General features: G+C 62.4%; 20 protein-coding genes. 11 read left to right on the forward strand and 9 right to left on the reverse strand.

All coding sequences use genetic code 11. From position 1 onward, the window contains the following. Nucleotides 1–51: 51 nt before the first annotated feature. The gene (locus BUC24_RS08045) at nt 52–1209 is read left to right on the forward strand and encodes a serine hydrolase domain-containing protein (protein ID WP_229448150.1); all 1158 of its coding nucleotides are present in this window, start codon (nt 52–54) and stop codon (nt 1207–1209) included. On the opposite strand, the gene BUC24_RS08050 is transcribed toward BUC24_RS08045, so the two are convergent. Beyond that, complete coding sequence (locus BUC24_RS08050) at nt 1206–1766, reverse strand: LuxR C-terminal-related transcriptional regulator (protein ID WP_073214980.1); 561 nt, start codon at nt 1764–1766, stop codon at nt 1206–1208. The two genes, BUC24_RS08045 and BUC24_RS08050, sit on opposite strands and share 4 nt — an antisense overlap. 143 nt (nt 1767–1909) lie before the next feature. Between BUC24_RS08050 and BUC24_RS08055 the strand changes: the two genes are divergently transcribed. After that, nucleotides 1910–2608 carry a CoA transferase subunit A gene (locus BUC24_RS08055; RefSeq protein WP_073213529.1) on the forward strand — a complete coding sequence of 233 codons (699 nt, stop codon included), beginning with the start codon at nt 1910–1912 and terminating at the stop codon, nt 2606–2608. A gap of 18 nt (nt 2609–2626) precedes the next feature. After that, entirely contained in the window at nt 2627–3277 is a 651-nt protein-coding gene (locus tag BUC24_RS08060) for a 3-oxoacid CoA-transferase subunit B (protein ID WP_073213530.1), read from the forward strand. 51 nt (nt 3278–3328) lie between these two features. Here BUC24_RS08060 and BUC24_RS08065 read toward each other — a convergent pair whose 3' ends face one another. The 3 genes from BUC24_RS08065 to BUC24_RS08075 all read right to left on the reverse strand — a co-directional run bounded on the left by BUC24_RS08065 (nt 3329) and on the right by BUC24_RS08075 (nt 5422). Next, on the reverse strand, nt 3329–3676 hold the full coding sequence (locus BUC24_RS08065; RefSeq protein WP_229448088.1) for an energy transducer TonB: 348 nt from the start codon (nt 3674–3676) through the stop codon (nt 3329–3331). A gap of 91 nt (nt 3677–3767) precedes the next feature. Beyond that, nucleotides 3768–5036, reverse strand: coding sequence for a M56 family metallopeptidase (locus BUC24_RS08070; protein WP_073213531.1), 1269 nt, complete (start codon nt 5034–5036; stop codon nt 3768–3770). After that, nucleotides 5033–5422 carry a BlaI/MecI/CopY family transcriptional regulator gene (locus tag BUC24_RS08075; protein ID WP_073213532.1) on the reverse strand — a complete coding sequence of 130 codons (390 nt, stop codon included), beginning with the start codon at nt 5420–5422 and terminating at the stop codon, nt 5033–5035. Before BUC24_RS08075 ends, BUC24_RS08070 begins: the two co-directional genes overlap by 4 nt. Before the next feature lie 147 nt (nt 5423–5569). Between BUC24_RS08075 and BUC24_RS08080 the strand changes: the two genes are divergently transcribed. Next, the gene (locus BUC24_RS08080) at nt 5570–6280 is read left to right on the forward strand and encodes an SIMPL domain-containing protein (protein ID WP_073213533.1); all 711 of its coding nucleotides are present in this window, start codon (nt 5570–5572) and stop codon (nt 6278–6280) included. Nucleotides 6281–6446: 166 nt separating this feature from the next. Here the strand turns inward: BUC24_RS08080 and BUC24_RS08085 are convergent, their stop codons facing one another. Together BUC24_RS08085 and BUC24_RS08090 are read right to left on the reverse strand one after the other, a co-directional pair. Next, nucleotides 6447–7751, reverse strand: a complete 1305-nt coding sequence (locus tag BUC24_RS08085; protein WP_073213534.1) for a dicarboxylate/amino acid:cation symporter — start codon at nt 7749–7751, stop codon at nt 6447–6449. A gap of 145 nt (nt 7752–7896) precedes the next feature. After that, nucleotides 7897–8691, reverse strand: coding sequence for a 3-hydroxybutyrate dehydrogenase (locus tag BUC24_RS08090; protein ID WP_073213535.1), 795 nt, complete (start codon nt 8689–8691; stop codon nt 7897–7899). A gap of 89 nt (nt 8692–8780) precedes the next feature. On the opposite strand from BUC24_RS08090, the gene BUC24_RS08095 reads away from it, so the two are divergent. The 6 genes from BUC24_RS08095 to BUC24_RS08120 all read left to right on the forward strand — a co-directional run bounded on the left by BUC24_RS08095 (nt 8781) and on the right by BUC24_RS08120 (nt 14812). After that, complete coding sequence (locus tag BUC24_RS08095; protein ID WP_073213536.1) at nt 8781–9659, forward strand: alpha/beta fold hydrolase; 879 nt, start codon at nt 8781–8783, stop codon at nt 9657–9659. 30 nt (nt 9660–9689) lie between these two features. Further along, on the forward strand, nt 9690–10040 hold the full coding sequence (locus BUC24_RS08100; RefSeq protein WP_073213537.1) for a RidA family protein: 351 nt from the start codon (nt 9690–9692) through the stop codon (nt 10038–10040). A 7-nt stretch (nt 10041–10047) separates the two neighbouring features. After that, nucleotides 10048–12288 (forward strand): RelA/SpoT family protein, encoded by a 2241-nt coding sequence (locus tag BUC24_RS08105; RefSeq protein WP_073213538.1) that lies wholly within the window; start codon nt 10048–10050, stop codon nt 12286–12288. 142 nt (nt 12289–12430) lie between these two features. Further along, a complete protein-coding gene (locus BUC24_RS08110; protein ID WP_073213539.1) occupies nt 12431–13228 on the forward strand; it encodes an MlaE family ABC transporter permease in 798 nt (265 codons plus the stop codon). Between the two features lie 13 nt (nt 13229–13241). Further along, nucleotides 13242–14177, forward strand: coding sequence for an MlaD family protein (locus BUC24_RS08115; protein ID WP_073213540.1), 936 nt, complete (start codon nt 13242–13244; stop codon nt 14175–14177). Beyond that, complete coding sequence (locus BUC24_RS08120; protein WP_073213541.1) at nt 14174–14812, forward strand: hypothetical protein; 639 nt, start codon at nt 14174–14176, stop codon at nt 14810–14812. Before BUC24_RS08115 ends, BUC24_RS08120 begins: the two co-directional genes overlap by 4 nt. Before the next feature lie 577 nt (nt 14813–15389). Here the strand turns inward: BUC24_RS08120 and BUC24_RS08125 are convergent. Beyond that, complete coding sequence (locus BUC24_RS08125; protein WP_073214986.1) at nt 15390–16208, reverse strand: class I SAM-dependent methyltransferase; 819 nt, start codon at nt 16206–16208, stop codon at nt 15390–15392. A gap of 106 nt (nt 16209–16314) precedes the next feature. On the opposite strand from BUC24_RS08125, the gene BUC24_RS08130 reads away from it, so the two are divergent. Beyond that, nucleotides 16315–16815 (forward strand): STM3941 family protein, encoded by a 501-nt coding sequence (locus BUC24_RS08130; RefSeq protein WP_073213542.1) that lies wholly within the window; start codon nt 16315–16317, stop codon nt 16813–16815. Here the strand turns inward: BUC24_RS08130 and BUC24_RS08135 are convergent. After that, a complete protein-coding gene (locus tag BUC24_RS08135) occupies nt 16812–17723 on the reverse strand; it encodes an NAD(P)/FAD-dependent oxidoreductase (RefSeq protein WP_073214989.1) in 912 nt (303 codons plus the stop codon). The two genes, BUC24_RS08130 and BUC24_RS08135, sit on opposite strands and share 4 nt — an antisense overlap. Nucleotides 17724–17801: 78 nt before the next feature. Further along, nucleotides 17802–18719 carry a cation diffusion facilitator family transporter gene (locus tag BUC24_RS08140; protein ID WP_073213543.1) on the reverse strand — a complete coding sequence of 306 codons (918 nt, stop codon included), beginning with the start codon at nt 18717–18719 and terminating at the stop codon, nt 17802–17804. Nucleotides 18720–18821 lie beyond the last annotated feature (102 nt).

Below are 18821 nucleotides of genomic sequence, written 5' to 3' on the forward strand. Positions count from 1 at the left end.
TTCCCGACCATGCCGCACTTGCTTCCGATCTGCCGTCTGCTTTTGGCAACTATGTTGTGCGCAGCGCTTGGCGCTTGCGGCACCCTGTCGCGCATGGAGCTCGACACCGACGCCGCGCCGGCGCAGCGTCTGGCCGCTTCTAGCGACCTGAAAGCGGAAGTCGACGGGCTGGCACAACCCTTGATCGAGCGTGGTGAAAACACCGGCCTGGTGGTGGGCGTGCTGGCTGCGGACGGGCAGGCACAGTATTTCGGCTACGGTGTGACGGCGCAAGGAGGCAACCGTCCGGACGGCGATACCTTGTTTGCCATTGGTTCACTGAGCAAGGGTTTTCTCGGCGGTACGACCGCGATCCTGGTGGAAGAAGGTGCCCTGGGTTGGGACGAGACCCTGGCGACACTGTTGCCCGCGCACGTCAAGCTGAGCGACGATGCGCGCCGCATCACCCTGCGCCAGCTGGTGACCCATACCTCGGGTTTGCCGCGCCAGCCATTCACGCCCGAAACGCTGCGCTATTTCATCGAATACCTGTTCACCGGCAAGAGCTTCTACCGCCATTTTGACCGCGATTATTTGCTCAACTATCTGGCCACCTTCAAGAAAAGCGGCGAAGCACGGCCGCAGTATTCGAACATTGGTTACGGCATTCTGGGCGCCATCCTGGAGCTGCGCTCCGGGCAGCGCATCGATGCGCTGGTGCATCAGAAGATCCTCACACCGCTGCAGCTGGACCATACCGGCTATGTGCCAGCGGCCTTGCCCGGTTATGCCACGCGTGCGCGCGGCCACGCGGGCGACCAGCCCAAAATGATCCGGCGTGGCCAGCCAGTGCCCGATTGGGAATTTACAGACGTGATGAGCGGCTCGGCGGCGCTGTACTCGAATGCACATGACCTGCTTGCTTATGCGCGCGCCCATCTGTACCCGGGCGCGGATGCCCTGCGCGACCGGGCCTTGCGCAACAGTTTGCAGGTCCAGTTCGCGCGCCCGCAAGAGGCCGCCGCCACCGCCTGGATTGTGGACGAGATTGAAGGGCGCAAGATCACTTACCAGATTGGCCTGGTGGCCGGCTACACCGCCTATATCGGCATGGATGTCGAAAGCAGGATGGCGGTGGTGGTATTGCAGAACAATTTCAACTGGACCAATCGGATTGGTCACCGCTTGCTGCTGCGCATGGTGCATGCGCAGCAGGTGCGCACGCGCTAGCGGTTCACCCCCATCAGTTTGTGCACCAGCTCGGACGAGGTGGCTGCTGCAAACTTGCGCATCAGCTTGGCCCGATGCATTTCCACCGTGCGCGGGCTGAGGCCGGTTTCACGCGCAATCACCTTGCTGGTTTTGCCTTCCACCAGAAACGCGGCAATTTCCCGTTCACGTGGCGTCAGCTCGGCGGTGACCGGGCGTTTTTCGCTCACATCTTCAAACGTCCATACACCGGCCCCGAGGGGATCGCGCGCGTCAATGGCGCGCCCGCTGACATGGCACCAGAACAGTTCGCCATTGGCGCGGCGCATGATCCGCTCGTCCGAATACACGCCGCGCGCGTTCATGACGGGAATGATGCGGTCGCCGGTGCGCAGAAACTCGTCGATGGTCGGGTACAGCACCTGGAACGATTGCCCGTCGAGCGCTCCGTGCGCGTAGCCAAACATGGCGCTGACCGCCTCATTGCAGGACTGAATCACGCGATTGACCGAGATGCACATGCCAACCGGCGCGTGACGGAAGATCATTTCAAAATCGATTGCGGGGGCTGCGCTCATTTGATCCAGATTCATTGGTTCAGATAAAAGGAGATGACCGGTATTTCTACGGTATTGTGCTTTTGGCTGGCGTATTTTATGCTGAGAATCCACTTGGCAGTACAGAAACGAGCGCATCGCGCTCACACTATAAAAGGGACAGTATGAACAAAGTTTATCCCGACGCGGCAGCGGCGCTGGCCGGTATCGTGGCCGATGGCCAGACCATTGCCGTGGGGGGCTTCGGCCTGTGCGGCATTCCCGAGGCGCTCATCCTGGCACTGCGCAACTCCGGCGTCAAAGGCCTGACCGCCATTTCGAACAATGCGGGCGTGGACGATTTCGGCCTGGGCCAGCTGCTCACCACGCGCCAGATCAAGAAAATGATCTCGTCCTACGTCGGCGAAAACAAGGAGTTTGCGCGCCAGTACCTGGCAGGCGAACTCGAACTGGAATTCACGCCGCAAGGCACGCTGGCGGAAAAACTGCGCGCCGGCGGTGCCGGCATTCCTGCCTTCTTTACCCGGACCGGCGTGGGCACCATCGTCGCGGAAGGCAAGGAAGTGCGCGAATTCGATGGCGAACAATACGTCATGGAACGCGCTCTGGTGGCCGATGTGGCCCTGGTTAAGGCCTATATGGCCGACCGCGCAGGCAATCTGGTGTACCGCAAAACCGCGCGCAATTTCAATCCGAATGTGGCGATGGCAGGCAAGATCACCATCGTGGAAGTGGAAAAGCTGGTCGAAGTGGGCGAGATCGATCCGGACCAAGTGCACACCCCAAGCATTTTCGTGCACCGCATCGTCGTCAACGCCACGCCGGAAAAGCGCATTGAACAGCGCACCGTGCGGGCCAACTAAGATCAACCGGAGAAAAACATGGCATGGACTCGTGACGAAATGGCCGCGCGCGCGGCAAAAGAGCTGCAAGACGGCTTTTATGTGAATCTGGGCATTGGCTTGCCCACCCTGGTGGCCAATTACGTGCCCAAGGATATCGAAGTATTTTTGCAGTCTGAAAACGGCTTGCTTGGCATCGGCCCGTTCCCGACCGAGGCGGAAGTCGATGCCGATCTGATCAATGCAGGCAAGCAGACCGTCACGGCCTTGCCCGGCGCGGCCTACTTCAGCTCGGCCGATTCCTTCGGCATGATCCGCGGCGGCAAGATCAACCTGGCCATTCTGGGCGCGATGCAAGTGTCGGCGCAGGGCGACCTGGCCAACTGGATGATTCCAGGCAAAATGGTCAAGGGCATGGGCGGGGCCATGGATCTGGTGGCCGGTGTGCGCCGCGTGGTGGTGGTGATGGAGCATGTGGCCACCGCCAAGGATGGCACCACCTCGCACAAGATCCTGAAGCAATGCGATCTGCCGCTGACCGGGGTGGGCGTGGTCGACCTGATCATCACCGACCTGGGCGTGATTGAAGTGACCCCGGCCGGTTTGAAGCTGATTGAACTGGCGCCCGGTGTCAAGCCCACCGAGGTGCTTGCAGCCACGGGTGCGCCGCTGGACGTGTCCGCCTTCTAAGCCGGCAAGGTTTTTCCAACTCGGGCTCGATGATGAGCCCGAGTCAATGCATTACTGCAGCGTCCACACATACTGCATGTGCATCCACTCCTGCACAGGTTTGCCTTTCTTGACTGCGGGCGAGAACTTGCACAGCTTGATGGCCGTGCGCGCCGCTTCATCCAGGTCTGCGTGGCCGCTGGACTTGGCCACGCCGGTATCAACCACGGCGCCATCGGTGCCAATCAAAAACTTCAGCGTGACCGTCCCCGTGCGGTTGGCGGCGAGGGCGTCCGCCGGGTAGACCGGCTTGGCGCAGCTGGTAAAGTTGACCACTGCTGGCTTGTCGGTTGCGGCCAGTGCGCCCGTGCTCAACAACAGGGCGGCGCCTGCCAGTAGCAGCGATTTTGTCATGCTCATCTACATCTCCATTGTGTTGGTGTTGGAGTATGTAGAATAGTTTGTCTAGACACTATTGTCTAGATAATTTCGCGCGTCCAGACATTTATTTCTATTCCAGCACCCAGACATACTCCATCTTCATGACGGAGCGCACCGGCTGCCCGGCGCGCACTGCCGGCACAAACTTGCACAGGGCAATGGCGCTGCGCGCCGCCGCATCCAGGTCGGCGTGGCCGCTGGAGGCAGCAACGCGCGACTCGGCCACGCGGCCATCGGGGCCGATCTCGAAGCCCAGCGTCACGGTGCCGGTGCGGTTCTCGGCGATAGCGCTGACCGGATAGCGCGGTTTGGCGCAGCTGGAGAAATCGGCCACGGCAGTGTGGTCCACAATCAGACGTTCCAGCGCCGGCACGCGCGCTGCCGCATGGGCATACATCCCGGCGCATGCCAGCGCACATACCAGCAAGGGCAAGCCCGCTTTCCAGCTGCGCGCCTGGGTATCTGGTTGCAGCAGGCGCCGCACACGCGTGAGCAGCGCGCCGCCGCTGGCTGCCACCGTGAGCTGGCTGCCTGCAAATTGCAGGCGTTCGAGTTCGGACAAGGCTTGCGCGAGCTGGCGCGGCTGGCCCGTGTGGCGGGCCGCCAGATCGTCGGCGATCTGTTCGCGCTCGTCGCGCACGCGGCCTGATAGCCACCACACCGCCGGATGATAGAACAGCACTGTTTCAATCACGTTCTGGCCCAGGTTGACCAGGTAATCGTAGCGTTTGATGTGCGCCATCTCGTGCGCCAGCAAGGCCGTGAGCAGCTCGGGCGGCATGCCCGACACCAGTGCCGCCGGCAGCAGCACCACCGGGCGCCACCAGCCAACCGTGAGCGGACTGGCGAGGCGCTCGACCACGTACAGGCGCACCGGGCGCGTGACCTTGAAGGCAGCCGCAATGCCGCTGGCGCATGCCTGCCAGTGCGCATCGGTGCGCTGGCGCGCTGCGGTGTGGCCGATCCATGCCAGACCAAGCGCCATGCGCAGTGCCAGCACGGCGGCGCAGACGGCCCAGAAGCCGACGATCAGTGGGAGCGAAGCCTGCAGCAGGGCCAGCAAGCCACCGGAAGCGCCATTGACCGTGTTGACCAGCATGGCGTCGGTAAACCGCATCAGCGGGACGGCTTCGCTGCCGGCGCTCAGGCGCAGTGTCAGTTCGGCCGCGGGCCACAGCAGACAAGTGAGCAGGCCGGCGCACGCGACCAGGTAGCGTGCGCCCGGACCGGCCCGGCGCAAGGCGGCCAGCGCCACGGCACTGGCCAGGCCGATCACGGCGCCTTGCCAGACAAAATGCAGCAGCGTCCAGCCGATGCTGTCGATCAGGGGCGCGTTCATTTGGGTTGATCCCCTTGCTGGAGCAGCTTTTCGATTTCTTCGCGCTCACTCTTGGAAATGCCGCTCTTGAGGGCGGCCAGCACCAGCGCCTTGGCCGAGCCGGCAAAGGCTTTCTGAATCAAGTCCTTGAGCAGCCCGGTCTGCAGGGAGTCCTGGGCCTGGGCGGGCGCGTACACGTGCGATCGCTCGCTCTCGTCGCGAATCAGCAAGCCCTTGGTGTGCATGATCTGCATCAGGCGCAGGACGGTGGCGTAGGTCACCTCGGGCCGCTCCTTGCACATTTGCTGGTGCACTTGCTTGGCTGTGGCGGCGCCCAGAGGCCACAGTACCTGCAGCAAATCGAGTTCAGCGGCGGTGGGTTTGGGTGGGGCAGGGCTTTTGGACATGGGTCAGGTAGAAGAATCCGGGTCTGACTAGGGTAGCGGAACTAGACCGCGATGTCTAACTAAACCCGTGCACGGGGTTTTAATGATGCCTTGCCTGATCGCTGCGCACGACTTAATATAGACAATATTGTCTATATTGGAGCCATCATGTTCAAGCTTGTCCTGTTCGCCTTGTTCTGCGCCATGCCGGCCGCTGCGGCGCTGGCTGCCGATCTGCCAGCCTATCCCTTCATTCACGCCGATGGGGTCGGCAGCGCTACGGTCTTGCCTGATCAGGGCGAGATTGACTTTGAAATCGCCGCGCGCGACGCGGACCCGGCATTGGCGGTGGCCCAGGTGCAGGCGCGTGTCGCCGAGATCCGCGCCCTCATGGACGAGAACGGCATTGGGCCGGATGACGTGGAAGTGCGCGACTTGCGCAAGGAGATCGTCAAGGATGGCAGCGCCGAGGCCCCCAGCTACGAGATCCGCTGTGGCGTCAAGCTGATCGTACGCAACCTGGCCAAGTGGCGCGCCGTGGTGGGGCCGCTGCTGGACAAGCCCAATCTGGATGGCTTCATGACCGTGTTTGACACCGCTGAGCGGGCCCGCGTGGAAGGGGACTTGATGCGCGAGGCGGTGGCCGCGGCACGCCGCAAGGCCGAGGCAATGGCAGCGGCCGCAGGGCGCAAGCTGGGTCCGGTCAGTGCAATCAGTAGTGGGGAAATGAAAAATCTGTCGCGGGCCATGAATCTGGCCCCGGGCGACTTCGGCCGCTACAGTGGCAGCAAGAGCGAGCCGGCCAGCCGTGCCGATCTGCTGGCGGTCACCTTGCTGAAAATGGCGCAGCCGGTCAGCGTGATCTACCGGCTGCGCTAGGGTAAGAGCGTGGTCGCCCTCGCGAAGGCGGGGGGCTATTCCATGGATCCGAATCCGGAGAAATGGAATAGGCCCCCGCCTTCGCGAGGGCGACGTCGCTTCATTTTCGTGGTTTCACCTACGTTGTAGCTGCCAGCGCATCTACATTTGCCCGTCAACCTGCGGATCAGGCTGCCTTACGAACCGGATACAGTTCGCGGTCGTCTTCCAGATGGGTGGGGTGGCGCAGTTCCGATTGCAGGCGCTCGTGGTTGAGCTCTTTCTCCCAATGCGACACCACCACGGTGGCCACGCCATTGCCGATGAAGTTGGTCAGCGCGCGGCATTCGCTCATGAAGCGGTCGATGCCGAGAATCAGCGCCATGCCGGCCACGGGGATGGTGGGCACCACTGCCAGCGTGGCCGCCAGGGTGATGAAGCCGGCCCCGGTAATGCCCGAGGCTCCCTTGGAGGTGAGCATGGCCACGCCCAGAATGGTCAGTTCCTGCATCAGCGTCAACTCGGTATTGGTGGCCTGGGCCACGAACAGGGCGGCCATGGTCATGTAGATGTTGGTGCCATCGAGATTGAACGAGTAGCCGGTCGGCACCACCAGGCCGACCACGGGTTTGGAGCAGCCGAGCTTTTCGAGTTTGCGCATCAAGGCCGGCAGCGCGCTTTCCGACGAGCTGGTGCCCAGCACGATGAGTAATTCTTCCTTGATGTACGAGATGAAGCGGAAGATATTGAAGCCCGTCAGCCAGGCAATGGTGCCCAGCACCACGACCACGAACAGGCCGCAGGTAAGGTAGAACGAGCCCATCAGCTTGGCCAGCGGCAGCAGCGATGCCAGGCCGAATTTGCCAATCGTGAATGCCATGGCGCCGAACGCACCGATCGGCGCCGCCTTCATGACAATGCCGACCACCCCGAAAATCACATGCGACAGGTCGTCAATCAGCTTGGTGACGGGGCGGCCGCGTTCACCCAGCAGCGAGAGCGCAAAGCCGAACAGGATCGCAAACAACAGCACTTGCAATATATCGCCCTTGGCAAAGGCGTCGACCACGGTGGTCGGAATGATGTTGAGCAGGAAGTCGACCGTGCTTTGCGAATGCGCCTTGGCCGTGTATTCGGCAATGGCCTTGGTGTCGAGGGTGGCCGGGTTGGCATTGAAGCCGTCGCCCGGGCGCACCAGGTTGGCCACCACCAGGCCAATGGCCAGGGCAAAGGTGGACACGACCTCAAAGTAGAGCAGGGCCTTGCCGCCCACGCGGCCGATTTTTTTCATGTCCTGCATGCCGGCAATGCCCGAGACGACCGTGCAAAAGATGACTGGCGCAATGATCATTTTGATCAGTTTGATGAAGCCGTCGCCCAGCGGTTTCATGTCCACCCCCAGCTTGGGGTAAAACACGCCCAGCAGAATGCCACAGAAGATGGCGAACAGGACCTGAACGTACAGGATTTTGTAGAACGGTTTCTTGGTCATGGCGGTGTCTCCGGCCGGTGTTGGAATCCTTCCATCATTGTTCAATTAGACCGCGTAATCTATTGTGGATATCCGCAGTGGGTAGGATTTGACCGTAAGAAGACATGCGCGGGACCGATGCGGGCGGGCATCGATCCCCTTCCGCTTACTGCGCGGCCCAGCCGCCATCCATATTCCACGCCACGCCGCGCACCTGGTCGCCAGCCGGGCTGCAGAAGAAGACCGCCAGGGCGCCCAGTTCCTCGGGGGTCACGAATTCACCGGACGGCTGTTTCTCCGACAGCAGCGCTTTTTTGGCGTCCTCGTTGCTCAAGCCTTCCTTGGCGGCGCGGTCGTCGACCTGTTTTTGCACCAGCGGCGTCAGCACCCAGCCTGGGCAGATGGCATTGCAGGTCACGCCAGTGTGGGCGTTTTCCAGTGCCGTCACCTTGGTGAAGCCGACCAGGCCATGCTTGGCCGCCACGTAGGCCGATTTCTGCGCCGAGCCGACCAGGCCGTGCACCGACGCCAGATTGATGATGCGGCCCCAGTTCTTTTTCTGCATGCCGGGCAGGGCCAGGCGTGAGGTGTGAAAGGCGGAGGTAAGGTTGATGGCGATGATGGCATCCCATTTCTCGACCGGGAAATCTTCGATATTGGCCACATGCTGGATGCCGGCATTGTTGACCAGGACGTCAACCCCGCCAAATTTGGCATCGGCAAACTGCATCATCGCGGCAATTTCGTCCGGCTTGGACATGTCGGCGTTGTGATACGCGGTCTGGACATCGAATTCCTTGCCAATGTCGGTGTAGAGCTTTTCAATCTGCTGCGCATCGCCAAATCCATTGAAGACGAGGTTGGCGCCTTGCTGGGCCAGCGCGCGGGCAATGCCCAGGCCAATGCCCGAGGTCGAGCCCGTGACGAGAGCTGTTTTGCCGCTCAGCATGGAAGTTTTCATTGTGTCCTCTGTCGGAAAGGTTAGTGGGTGATGATGTAGAATTCTAAACACGGTAAAGATTGAAACACATATTTGAATTTGGAGTCGGCATGACCGAAGCGAGTATTAAATCCGTCCAGTGCTGCTCTCCAACCGGCCTGCATTCAATGTCGTACAAGGAATGGGGCGCGGCAGACAACCCGAACATTCTCATTTGCGTGCACGGCGTGACGCGGGTCGGCGACGACTTCGATGCGCTGGCACGCGCGCTGGCGGGCAACTATCGGGTGATCTGTCCCGATGTGGTCGGCCGCGGCCGCTCGGGCAAGCTGCTCGACCCGCGCCTGTACAGCGTGCCCCAGTATGTTAGCGACATGGTGACCCTGATTGCACGGGTAACGGCGCACAATGCTTCTGCGCAGATCGACTGGTTCGGCACCTCGATGGGCGGTTTGATCGGCATGGCGCTGGCATCACTGCCGGGCAGTCCGGTGCGCAAACTGGTGCTCAACGACATCGGCCCCACGCTCGATCCGGCGGCCTTGCTGCGCATTGGCGATTACATCGGCCAGGAATTGCGCTTCCCGGACTTCGATGCGGCGGCGCGCTTTGTGCGCGAAGTGTCCCTTTCCTTCGGCGAGCATACCGATGAGCAATGGAACAAGCTGGCCAGCGACGTGCTGCGCCAGCAGCCGGATGGCCAGTGGGTACGCCATTACGACATGGGCCTGGCGGTGCCCTTCAAAAATACCACGCCCGAGAGCAGCAAGGCCGACGAGGCCGCGTTGTGGGCGATTTACGATGCGATCCGCTGCCCGACCTTGCTCATTCGCGGCGCCAATTCCGATCTGCTCTCGCGCGAAACCGCCCAGGCCATGGCCGCGCGCGGACCCAAGGCGCAGTTGATCGAAATTGCGAACGTGGGCCATGCGCCCACCTTCCTCAACGAAGACCAGATCGCCATCGCACGACAATTCCTGATCGGCTAAGCGCCGCTCTTTATCAGACACGGAACCACCATGGAAATTACAAGACTGCACGTAGGAAAACGCTTATCGGAAGTGGCCATTCATAACGGCACGGTGTACCTGGCCGGCCAGATCGCCGAAGACACCAGTGCCGACATTGAAGGGCAGATGCGCGAAGTGCTGGGCCACGTCGACCGTTTGCTGGCCGAGGCCGGCAGCGACAAAAGTTGCATCTTAATGTGCCAGATTTTTATTGCCGACATGGCCCACTTTGCCGGCATGAATGTGGTGTGGGATGACTGGGTCGCATCGGGCCACACGCCGCCGCGCGCCACCGTCGAATCGAAGCTGGCCGATCCGGCCTGCCTGGTCGAAGTCATCGTCACCGCCGCCTTGCGCTAGCCACGGTATGGTTTCCATTGCCGCGCTGGGGAGCGCGACCAGTCAGCTGGTCCAGGGGCTGGGCGCCGAAGATGCCGCCCGGGTCGAGGCTGCGCTTGACTACGCGAGCCAGGCTTACCAGGACAAGGTCTGTACCTCGGGCCAGAACGCGCTCGACTTCGCCGTCGGCGTGGCCGGCACGCTAGCCTTTTTGCGCACTGACGCCGAAACCCGCATCGCCGGGCTGATGTTCGAGCTCACCGTCCTCGACCCCAAGGCAGTACTGGGACTGGAGGCGCGGGTAGGCAAGGAAGCGACCGATCTGGTGACTGGCGTGCGCCAGCTGATTCGCCTGCGCGACATGACGGTCGGTAAAGAGACGGCAGGGCGCGGCAAGAACGCGGCCCAGCAAGCCGTGGCCCAGGTCGAAACGCTGCGCAAGATGCTGCTGGCCATGGCCAGCGACATGCGCGTGGTGCTGGTGCGGCTGGCATCGTGCGTGACCACGCTGCGCTATTTTGCCGACCTGAAGCTGTTTAACGACCTGACCCAGGCTTATGGGCGCGAAACGCTGGAGCTGTACGCGCCGCTGGCCAACCGATTGGGGATCTGGCAGCTCAAGTGGGAGCTGGAAGACTTGTCGTTCCGCTTCATCGAACCGGACACCTACAAGCGCATCGCCAAGATGCTCGAAGAAAAGCGCATGATGCGCGAAGGCTTTGTGCAGACCTCGATCGAGCGTTTGCAGCGCGAACTGGCCGAGGCGGGCATCAAGGCGGAGGTATTTGGCCGGCCCAAGCACATCTACAGCATCTGGAACAAGATGCGCGGCAAGGAGCTCGATTTCTCGGAGCTGTATGACGTACGCGCCTTCCGCGTGATTGTGGCTGATGACAAAACCTGCTACACGGTGCTGGGCGTGGTGCACAATATCTGGACCCCGATTCCGAAAGAGTTCGACGATTACATTTCGCGGCCCAAACCAAACGGCTACCAGTCGCTGCACACCGTGGTGATGGCCGAAGACGGGCGGCCGCTGGAAGTGCAGATCCGCACCCAGGAAATGCACAATTTTGCCGAATACGGGATTGCGGCCCACTGGCGTTACAAGGAAGAAGGCGGTTCCAACTTCAAGGGCCAGAAGTACGACGAAAAGATCGCCTGGCTGCGCCAGCTGCTGGCCTGGAAAACCGACGTGGCCGACGCCGTCGTCAGTCAGGAAGAAACCCAGCGCGAATGGGTGGAGAAGCTCAAGTCCGCATCCCTGGACGACCGCATCTTCGTGCTGACGCCGCAGGCGCGCGTGCTGGAGCTGCCGGTGGGCGCGACGCCGATCGACTTTGCCTACCACCTGCACAGTGAAGTGGGGCACCGCTGCCGTGGCGCGCGTGTGGACGGCGTGATGGTGCCGCTCAATACACCACTGAAAAGTGGCCAGACCTGCGAGATCATTACCGCCAAGGGCGCGCCCGGTACCGCTGGTCCGTCGCGCGACTGGCTTGGCGCCGGCTATACGGTCAGCACCCGCACCCGCTCCAAGGTGCGCGCCTGGTTCCATGCCATCGACCTGGAAGAAACGCTGGCCCATGGCCGCGCAATGGTGGAAAAATCGCTGCAGCGCGAAGGCAAGACGGCGGTGAATCTGGAATCGCTGGCGCACAAGCTGGGCTTTGCCAAGGTGGACGATCTGTTCATCTCGGTCGGCAAGGAAGAATTCAGCCTGCGCCACGTGGAGCAGGCGCTGCACGATACCGGTGAAGTGGCGCCCGTGGAAGACGCGGCCGTGGTCAACAAGAGCCGGGCGTCCAGCGTGGAGCAGGGCGCCAAGTCGGGTGTGCTGGTCGTGGGCACCGATGGCTTGATGACGGCGCTGGCCAAGTGCTGCAAGCCGGCGCCGCCGGACGGCATCGTCGGTTTTGTCACGCGCGGCAAAGGGGTGTCGATTCATCGCGCCACCTGCAAGAATTTTGCCGAGATGCGGGCCAAGGCACCCGAGCGCGTGATTCATACCGACTGGGGGCGTACCGGGCAGGATACGGTGTATCCGGTTGATTTGTTTATTCTGGCGGGCGACCGTCAGGGTCTGCTGCGCGATATCTCTGAAGTTTTTTCGCGCGAAAAGATCAATGTGATCGGCGTGAATACGCAAAGTGCGAAGGGGCAGGCGCGCATGACCTTTACGGCCGAAATTGGATCGACCGCGCAGCTGCAGAAGGCCCTGCTGGCGATCATGGAAGTGACGGGCGTGCAGGAGGCGAGGCGACAATGACTGAGCCGAGGTGGTATGGGTCCCCGCCTGCGCGAGGACGATGTAGTGGTTTTCCGTCGTTCGCATCCCCTCGGTTGCGCGCCAGTGTTACATCGCCCTCGCGCAGGCGGGGGCCTATGGCACCGATGCTCAGCCTCCAACAATGAACAGCTTCCTCACCACCAAACCCTCGCGCTGGGGCCCGCTCCTGTGGCGCTACCTGGCCAGCTGGTGGTATTTGACCCACCTGGGCGCCATCGCCATCGTGATGGCATTCTCGCCGTCCACCTACAACCGGCGCAACCGGATCGCCACGTCCCACTACATCTACACCAGCACCTGGCAAGTGCTGCCCTGGTTCACACTGCTGTCAGCACTGGTCAGCCTGGTCATCATCCGCATCGTGGTGGTCACGGCGCGCAGTTACGGTTTGTCCGCCTATGCCCTTGAAATGGTGGTGCGCGTGCTGGTGCTGGAACTGATCCCCCTCACTGCCGCCATGTTTGTGGCCTTGCGCGCCGGCCTGGCCTTCAACGCCGGCGACGCGCTGGCCGTTGCCGCTGCCGCCTCGCCGGACCGATCGCGCGAAGCGCAGAACCGCTTGCGCGCCGATCTGGTTCCGCAAGTGATTTCAAATGCGTTCGCGGTCCTGAGCCTGGCCATGGTCAGCAGCGTGATCGTGCTGGTGCTGGCCTACATCAGCGTGTACGGCGGCTCGCCATGGGGCCTGGTCGACTACACGCGCACGGTCGGCCGCATCTTCGACCCGGTGGTAACCACCGGCTTCGCGCTCAAGACCATCTTGTTTGGGCTGGCGGTGGCGGTGATTCCAACCGCAGCCATCCTGGAAACCCACCGTACCGGCCTGCGTCCTACGTCGACCGTGCAGCCAGGCGCGGTGCGTTTGCTGTTTGTGCTGCTGGTGATCGAGGCGGCCTCGCTGGCCGTCAAATACATTTGAACAGGAAGTGTCCATGACTGAAGCCGATCTGCCGTCCGAACCGGTAGCCCATGTCGAGACCAAGGCGGTCATTCTGCTGGTGCTGATGGCGGCCCTGATTGCCGCGTTCCTGCTGTACGTGATGTATGCGCGGGGTGTGTTCGAGAGCACCCAGCGCCTGGTGCTCATCGCTGACAATTCCGAAGGCGTCATTCCCGGCATGGACATGACGTTCTCGGGTTTTCCGATCGGGCGCGTGCAGCGCGTCGAGCTGGCCGCAGACGGCAAGGCGCGCATTCTGGTCGACGTGCCGCGCAAGGACGCCAAATGGCTGCGCCAGTCGAGCGTGTTCACGATGGAAAAGAGCATGGTGGGCGAGACGCGCATTCGCGCCTACTCGGGCATCCTGACCGATCCGCCTTTGGAAGATAATGCCTCGCGCACGGTACTTGCGGGCGATACCGCAGCCGAGATTCCCAAGCTGGTGGCGAGTGCCCGCGCCTTGCTGGAAAATCTGGACAACATGACGCGCAGCGACTCGTCCATCAACAACAGCCTGGCCAATATCGAAGCTGCCACTGGCCGCTTCGGCGGCAAATACGGTTTGCTGGGCGGTGCGCTGGGCAGCGAGGCGGAAGCGCGCAAGCTGCTGCAAACGCTGGAGCATGTCGATGCCCTGATTCTGAAAGCGGACCGGCGCGTGTTTGGCAAAGAAGGCGTGATGGACGACGCGCAGGCGGCCATTCGCCAGTTGAATGTGGTGCTCAAGGATGCCAGCGCCAGTCTGAAAAAGGTGGACGCGGTGCTGGTGGAGGCGCAAGCCGTGGCAGGTAACGCCAACAAGGCCACCAAGGACCTGAGCGTGCTGCGCGCCGAAGTGGACGCCAGCTTGCGCAAGGTGACGCGCCTGATCGATGAAATCAACCGCAAGTGGCCCTTTGCCAGTGAAACGGAGCTCAAGCTGCCATGAAGACCCTGACCACACTATGCGTGCTGGCGGCGCTGCTTGCCGCATGTGGCAATCAACCGCCGCAGCCGGACTGGAAGGCCAACGCCGGCTCCGCCCTGGGCGCCTACAGCGACGCTTACCTGAAGGGCGACAGTGCCATCGCGGCCACCGAGTTTGCCCGCGCGCGCAGCGAAGTAGCCAGTACCGGCCGTCCCGATCTGGTCGCACACGCAGAACTTGTGGCCTGTGCCACGCGCGTGGCCAGCCTGGAGTTTGACGATTGCCCGCGCTTTGCAGCACTGGCCCAGGATGCCACGCCAGCCGAGCGGGCTTACGCCAGCTATCTGGGCGGCCAATGGCAGGGCTTGGATGTGGCGCTGCTGCCGGAACAGCACCGTGCCGTCGCCCAGGGCAAAGGGACGCTGGCGGCCATCGCCGATCCGCTGGCGCGCCTGGTGGCAGCAGGTGTGTTGATGCGCACCGAGCGCATTACGCCGCCCGACATCGCCGTCGCCACGGACACGGCGTCCGGTCAGGGCTGGCGCCGCCCGTTGCTGGTATGGCTCGGGATCTCGCTGAAGCGCGCCCAGGCGGCGGGTGACAGTGACGGGGCCGCGCGCCTGCAGCGCCGCATCGATATTGCGAGCGCGCCGTGACGCGGCAGCTGGTTGCTGTTTTTGGATGAGCCCTGTGGCCCTTGCGCAAGCTTGCTGGATGGACCTGTCGCATGTGCACGGAGACCTAAAAACATCGTCCTCGCGCAGGCGGGGACCCAAGGCACGCGCGCGCTGAGGTATTGCTTGCGTGGAATGGGTCCCCGCCTGCGCGAGGACGATGCAGGCTGACTGTTCCTGCGGTCCATGACGCTCGTGGCCCGTGCGCAAGCTGCTGGGTGGACCTGTCGCATGTGCACGGAGACCTAAAAACATCGTCCTCGCGCAGGCTGAACTGCTCCTGCGGTCCATGACGCTCGTGGCCCGTGCGCAAGCTGCTGGATGGACCTGTCGCATGTGCACGGAGACCTAAAAACATCGTCCTCGCGCAGGCGGGGACCCAAGGCACGCGCGCGCTGAGGTATTGCTTGCGTGGGATGGGTCCCGAGTCGTCGGACCGCCGCCTGCGCGAGGACGATGCAGGCTGAACCGCTCCTGCGGTTGACGCTCGCTGCCAGTGCGCAAGCGTGCTGGAGCCGCAGGTGACCCACATGTAAGCCGAGACCAACTGCCTGGCGCGTTAGTGTCGCACGGCGCTGACGTCGAGATACTCGGCATTGACGAGCGTGCTGCCATCGGTGGCCTCGTTGTTGCTGGCCCATAGCGCGGCCAGGTCCTTGCGCAGATTGTCCTTCGATTCGCCTTCCAGCGCGGCCAGCGCGCGCACCGTGGGGCCGTAATACGTGAAGAAGAATTCGGCTACCTCGGCCGGCGGGAAGGGGTAATGCATGGGGTAGGTCTTGCGCACCAGCGACAGGCTGCGCGTGCCGGCGCCCAGCCGTTCGCGCACAGTGTCTTCGTCGCCCCATTTGAGCGGTGACACCATCAGCGGCGAAGGCGGCACGTAGCCGGCGATGGTTTTGAACATCTGGCCGACGTGGCCCTGCGGGGTCCAGTTGGCCATGGCAATGCGTCCGCCGGGTTCGCACACGCGCAGCAGTTCGGCGGCCACCAGGTCCGGGCGCGGTGCGAACATGGCGCCAATCAGGCTGACCACCAGATTGAAACTGGCGTCGGGGTAGGGCAGTTGTTCGGCATCGCCCTCGGCGAAGGTGACCTGCACCCCTTCGCGCGCGGCCCGCTCGCGCGCGTGCGCAATGAGGTTCGAGGCAATGTCCACACCAGTGACCTGGGCGCCCGCGCGGGCGGCGGGGATGGCGATTTGCCCGGCGCCACAGCCCACATCGAGCATGCGCACACCTGGTCCGGCTTCCAGACGCTGCAACCAGGCCAGTGCGCCCGGTTCGAGGTAGCCGGCGAAATGCGCGTAGTCCCCGGACATCCAGGTGGCTTTCAGCCGCGTTTTAAGCGTTTCCATTTCAGGTGTCATGGTGGGCATGTCGTTCTCCTGGTGGCTTGAGAAGTAGACAAGATTGCGCTTGACTGGTTCCGCTGTCCAGTACATTATCGGCTTGTTTTCTTGCAGCAATTCTTTGAAAGTCGCGATGGAACCGATCATTCTGCCCGTCCCCAAAAAGCTGTTCACCACCATGCTCATCGGGTGTGCGATCGTGATACTGGCGCCCCTGCGCCTGTTGTTCAGTCCCTTGCCAGGGGCGACCACGGTGGCGATCGTGGGCATTGTGTTCATTGCAGCCGGCGCCATCTTTTTTGTCATCAAGCTCAATTCGTCGGCGCCCATGCTGGTCATTGACAGCACCGGCGTCACCGACAACGCCAGCGCCGTCAGTGCCGGCTTCTTGCACTGGCACGAAATCAGCAGGGTGGAAATCAAGCACTTTCTTGGAAACGATTTTCTTTGTTTCCATCTGGTCGAGCCGGAGGCGATGCTGGCGCGCATGAATCCCCTCAAACGGGTGCTCATGCGCATCAATGCGCGCTGCTTTGGGGCGGCCCATGTCAACTTGCCGATGCGCTCGCTAGAAATTGCCCCCGGTGTACTGATGGCCAACCTGCAGGGGTGGATTGACGCCAACCGGGGCTAGGTCCGGTAACGCGGCGGCAGACGGTTGTGGATGCGGGTGGCGGCCACGGCAGCCTGGCCGGCAGCCACGCTGATCTGATTGAGGCCGCGTGTAACGTCGCCCACCGCGTACAAGCCAGGCACGGAGGTCTGCTGATGCTTGTCGACGAGTAGCTCCTTGCAGTCAGCCATTTCCGCTCCCAGCGCGGCGGCCAGGTCGGAACGTGCCGTCTCGCCCAGCATCGGGTAGACCACATCGGCGTGGTGGTCCTCGCCGTCTTCGGTGTGCATGACCGGCTTCATGCTGTCGGTCATGCCGATGCCTTTAAGTGGGGAAAGCACGTAACGCACCCCGGCTTGTTCCAGCTGGGCGCGCTGACCCGCGTCCAGATGCGCATCGGCCCCCCGCTCGAACAGGGTGACACTGGTGGAAAATGTGCGCATGAAAAGGGCGTGCCCCACTGGATTGGTGGCCGAACTGACCACGGCAATGCGCTTGTCGAGTACATCGTACCCATCGCACACCGGACACAGGCGTACGGCGCCGCTGGCTACGGCTTCGTGCCAGTTCTCGATGGGCAGGCCGGCGTCGGCGATGCCACTGGCCAATAGAACTGTGCGTGCGAGCAATTGCTGTTCTCCCATCGTCGCTACGAACAGGTCATTTTCGAGTCGGACATCCGTGATTTCGCCCTCGGTCACGCTGCCTTCGTATTTGCCCAGCTGGCAGCGCAGATTCTCAAGCAGCTGCTTGCCCTGAATCCCATCCGGGAAGCCGGGAAAGTTGTGCGTGACAGGAATCAATTGAAGGCGGCTATGCCCTTTGTCGACCAGGATAATGTCGCGCCGGAAGCGGCGCAGATAAATGGCGGCAGTCAGGCCGCCAGGGCCGCCACCGATGATCAGGGTGTCATAGATGTGTGTATCCATGCACAGATTGTCAAAGTGCCGGGCAGTCGCGGCAATCGGTGCGCGTGCCGCGTCCAGGTAAGACGGGGCCCACAGCAATCAGGCGCGCGCCTCGGGCTGGAGCGTGACATGGTCGATCCCGTGGCGGGCCAGCAGCATGGCGTTGACCGCCGCGAGGATGCGCGGCCAGTCCTGCATGCTGCGAATCTGCAAATGGCCAATCAGGGCAGGCTGGCCTGGCGACATATCCCATACGTGCAGATCGTGCACCGACAGCACGCCATCGATCAGGGCCAGATCGTCGCCCACCTTCAGATAGTCGATGTCGTGCGGCACGCCTTCCATCAGTGAATGGTAGGACTCGCGCAGAACGCCAATGGTGGATTTGAGAATCAGCAGCGACACCAGAATCGACAGCAGCGGGTCGATCTGCATCCATCCCGTCTGCCAGATGACGGCGCCGGCAATCAGGGCCGCGATGGAGCCAAGCACGTCACCCATCACGTGCACCAGGGCTGCGCGGGTATTCATGTTGGCCTGGTCGCGCGAAAGCAGCCAGGCCACGCCCAGATTGATCGCCAGGCCGATGCCGGCCACGATGAAGACGGTGCCGCCGGCCACGGGTTTGGGCTGGGATAGCCGGTGCACTGCCTCAAACAGGATCCAGCCGACCACCAGCAGCATGGCCAGACCGTTGACGAAGGCGGCCAGCGCTTCGGCACGGCCAAAGCCGAACGAATGGCGGGCCGACGGCGGCCTGCGCGCGATCAGCTGGGCCAGCAGCGCTAAGCCAAGCGCGGCGGCATCGGTCACCATGTGGCCAGCATCGGAAATGAGCGCCAGCGAGTTGGCGGCCCAGCCAGCACCGACTTCGACGCCGGCAAACAGCAGCGTCAGCGTCAGCGAAAAGGCCAGCGCATTCTGGCTGCGCTTTTCGGCAACGTGTACATGGCGTGCGTCGCCCTCGTGGTGGGCGTGCAAATGGGCGCTGGGGGAGGGCGATTCGGAAGGCTGCATGGCAAGATAGAAAAATGCGATGGCACCAGTGTAGTGGAAAACGCTGCAAGGATGCTGGACTTGTGATGACGGAAATATTTACACTTCCATCACGCATGATTT

It is taken from the genome of Massilia sp. CF038 (genome assembly GCF_900129765.1).
GTDB lineage: Bacteria > Pseudomonadota > Gammaproteobacteria > Burkholderiales > Burkholderiaceae_D > Telluria_A.

Coding starts and splice junctions, on each gene's coding strand:
- BUC24_RS08045 (WP_229448150.1), top strand. CDS start 52: ATGTTGTGCGCAGCGCTTGGCGCTTGCGGCACCCTGTCGCGCATGGAG.
- BUC24_RS08050 (WP_073214980.1), bottom strand. CDS start 1,766: ATGAGCGCAGCCCCCGCAATCGATTTTGAAATGATCTTCCGTCACGCG.
- BUC24_RS08055 (WP_073213529.1), top strand. CDS start 1,910: ATGAACAAAGTTTATCCCGACGCGGCAGCGGCGCTGGCCGGTATCGTG.
- BUC24_RS08060 (WP_073213530.1), top strand. CDS start 2,627: ATGGCATGGACTCGTGACGAAATGGCCGCGCGCGCGGCAAAAGAGCTG.
- BUC24_RS08065 (WP_229448088.1), bottom strand. CDS start 3,676: ATGAGCATGACAAAATCGCTGCTACTGGCAGGCGCCGCCCTGTTGTTG.
- BUC24_RS08070 (WP_073213531.1), bottom strand. CDS start 5,036: ATGAACGCGCCCCTGATCGACAGCATCGGCTGGACGCTGCTGCATTTT.
- BUC24_RS08075 (WP_073213532.1), bottom strand. CDS start 5,422: ATGTCCAAAAGCCCTGCCCCACCCAAACCCACCGCCGCTGAACTCGAT.
- BUC24_RS08080 (WP_073213533.1), top strand. CDS start 5,570: ATGTTCAAGCTTGTCCTGTTCGCCTTGTTCTGCGCCATGCCGGCCGCT.
- BUC24_RS08085 (WP_073213534.1), bottom strand. CDS start 7,751: ATGACCAAGAAACCGTTCTACAAAATCCTGTACGTTCAGGTCCTGTTC.
- BUC24_RS08090 (WP_073213535.1), bottom strand. CDS start 8,691: ATGAAAACTTCCATGCTGAGCGGCAAAACAGCTCTCGTCACGGGCTCG.
- BUC24_RS08095 (WP_073213536.1), top strand. CDS start 8,781: ATGACCGAAGCGAGTATTAAATCCGTCCAGTGCTGCTCTCCAACCGGC.
- BUC24_RS08100 (WP_073213537.1), top strand. CDS start 9,690: ATGGAAATTACAAGACTGCACGTAGGAAAACGCTTATCGGAAGTGGCC.
- BUC24_RS08105 (WP_073213538.1), top strand. CDS start 10,048: ATGGTTTCCATTGCCGCGCTGGGGAGCGCGACCAGTCAGCTGGTCCAG.
- BUC24_RS08110 (WP_073213539.1), top strand. CDS start 12,431: ATGAACAGCTTCCTCACCACCAAACCCTCGCGCTGGGGCCCGCTCCTG.
- BUC24_RS08115 (WP_073213540.1), top strand. CDS start 13,242: ATGACTGAAGCCGATCTGCCGTCCGAACCGGTAGCCCATGTCGAGACC.
- BUC24_RS08120 (WP_073213541.1), top strand. CDS start 14,174: ATGAAGACCCTGACCACACTATGCGTGCTGGCGGCGCTGCTTGCCGCA.
- BUC24_RS08125 (WP_073214986.1), bottom strand. CDS start 16,208: ATGCCCACCATGACACCTGAAATGGAAACGCTTAAAACGCGGCTGAAA.
- BUC24_RS08130 (WP_073213542.1), top strand. CDS start 16,315: ATGGAACCGATCATTCTGCCCGTCCCCAAAAAGCTGTTCACCACCATG.
- BUC24_RS08135 (WP_073214989.1), bottom strand. CDS start 17,723: ATGGATACACACATCTATGACACCCTGATCATCGGTGGCGGCCCTGGC.
- BUC24_RS08140 (WP_073213543.1), bottom strand. CDS start 18,719: ATGCAGCCTTCCGAATCGCCCTCCCCCAGCGCCCATTTGCACGCCCAC.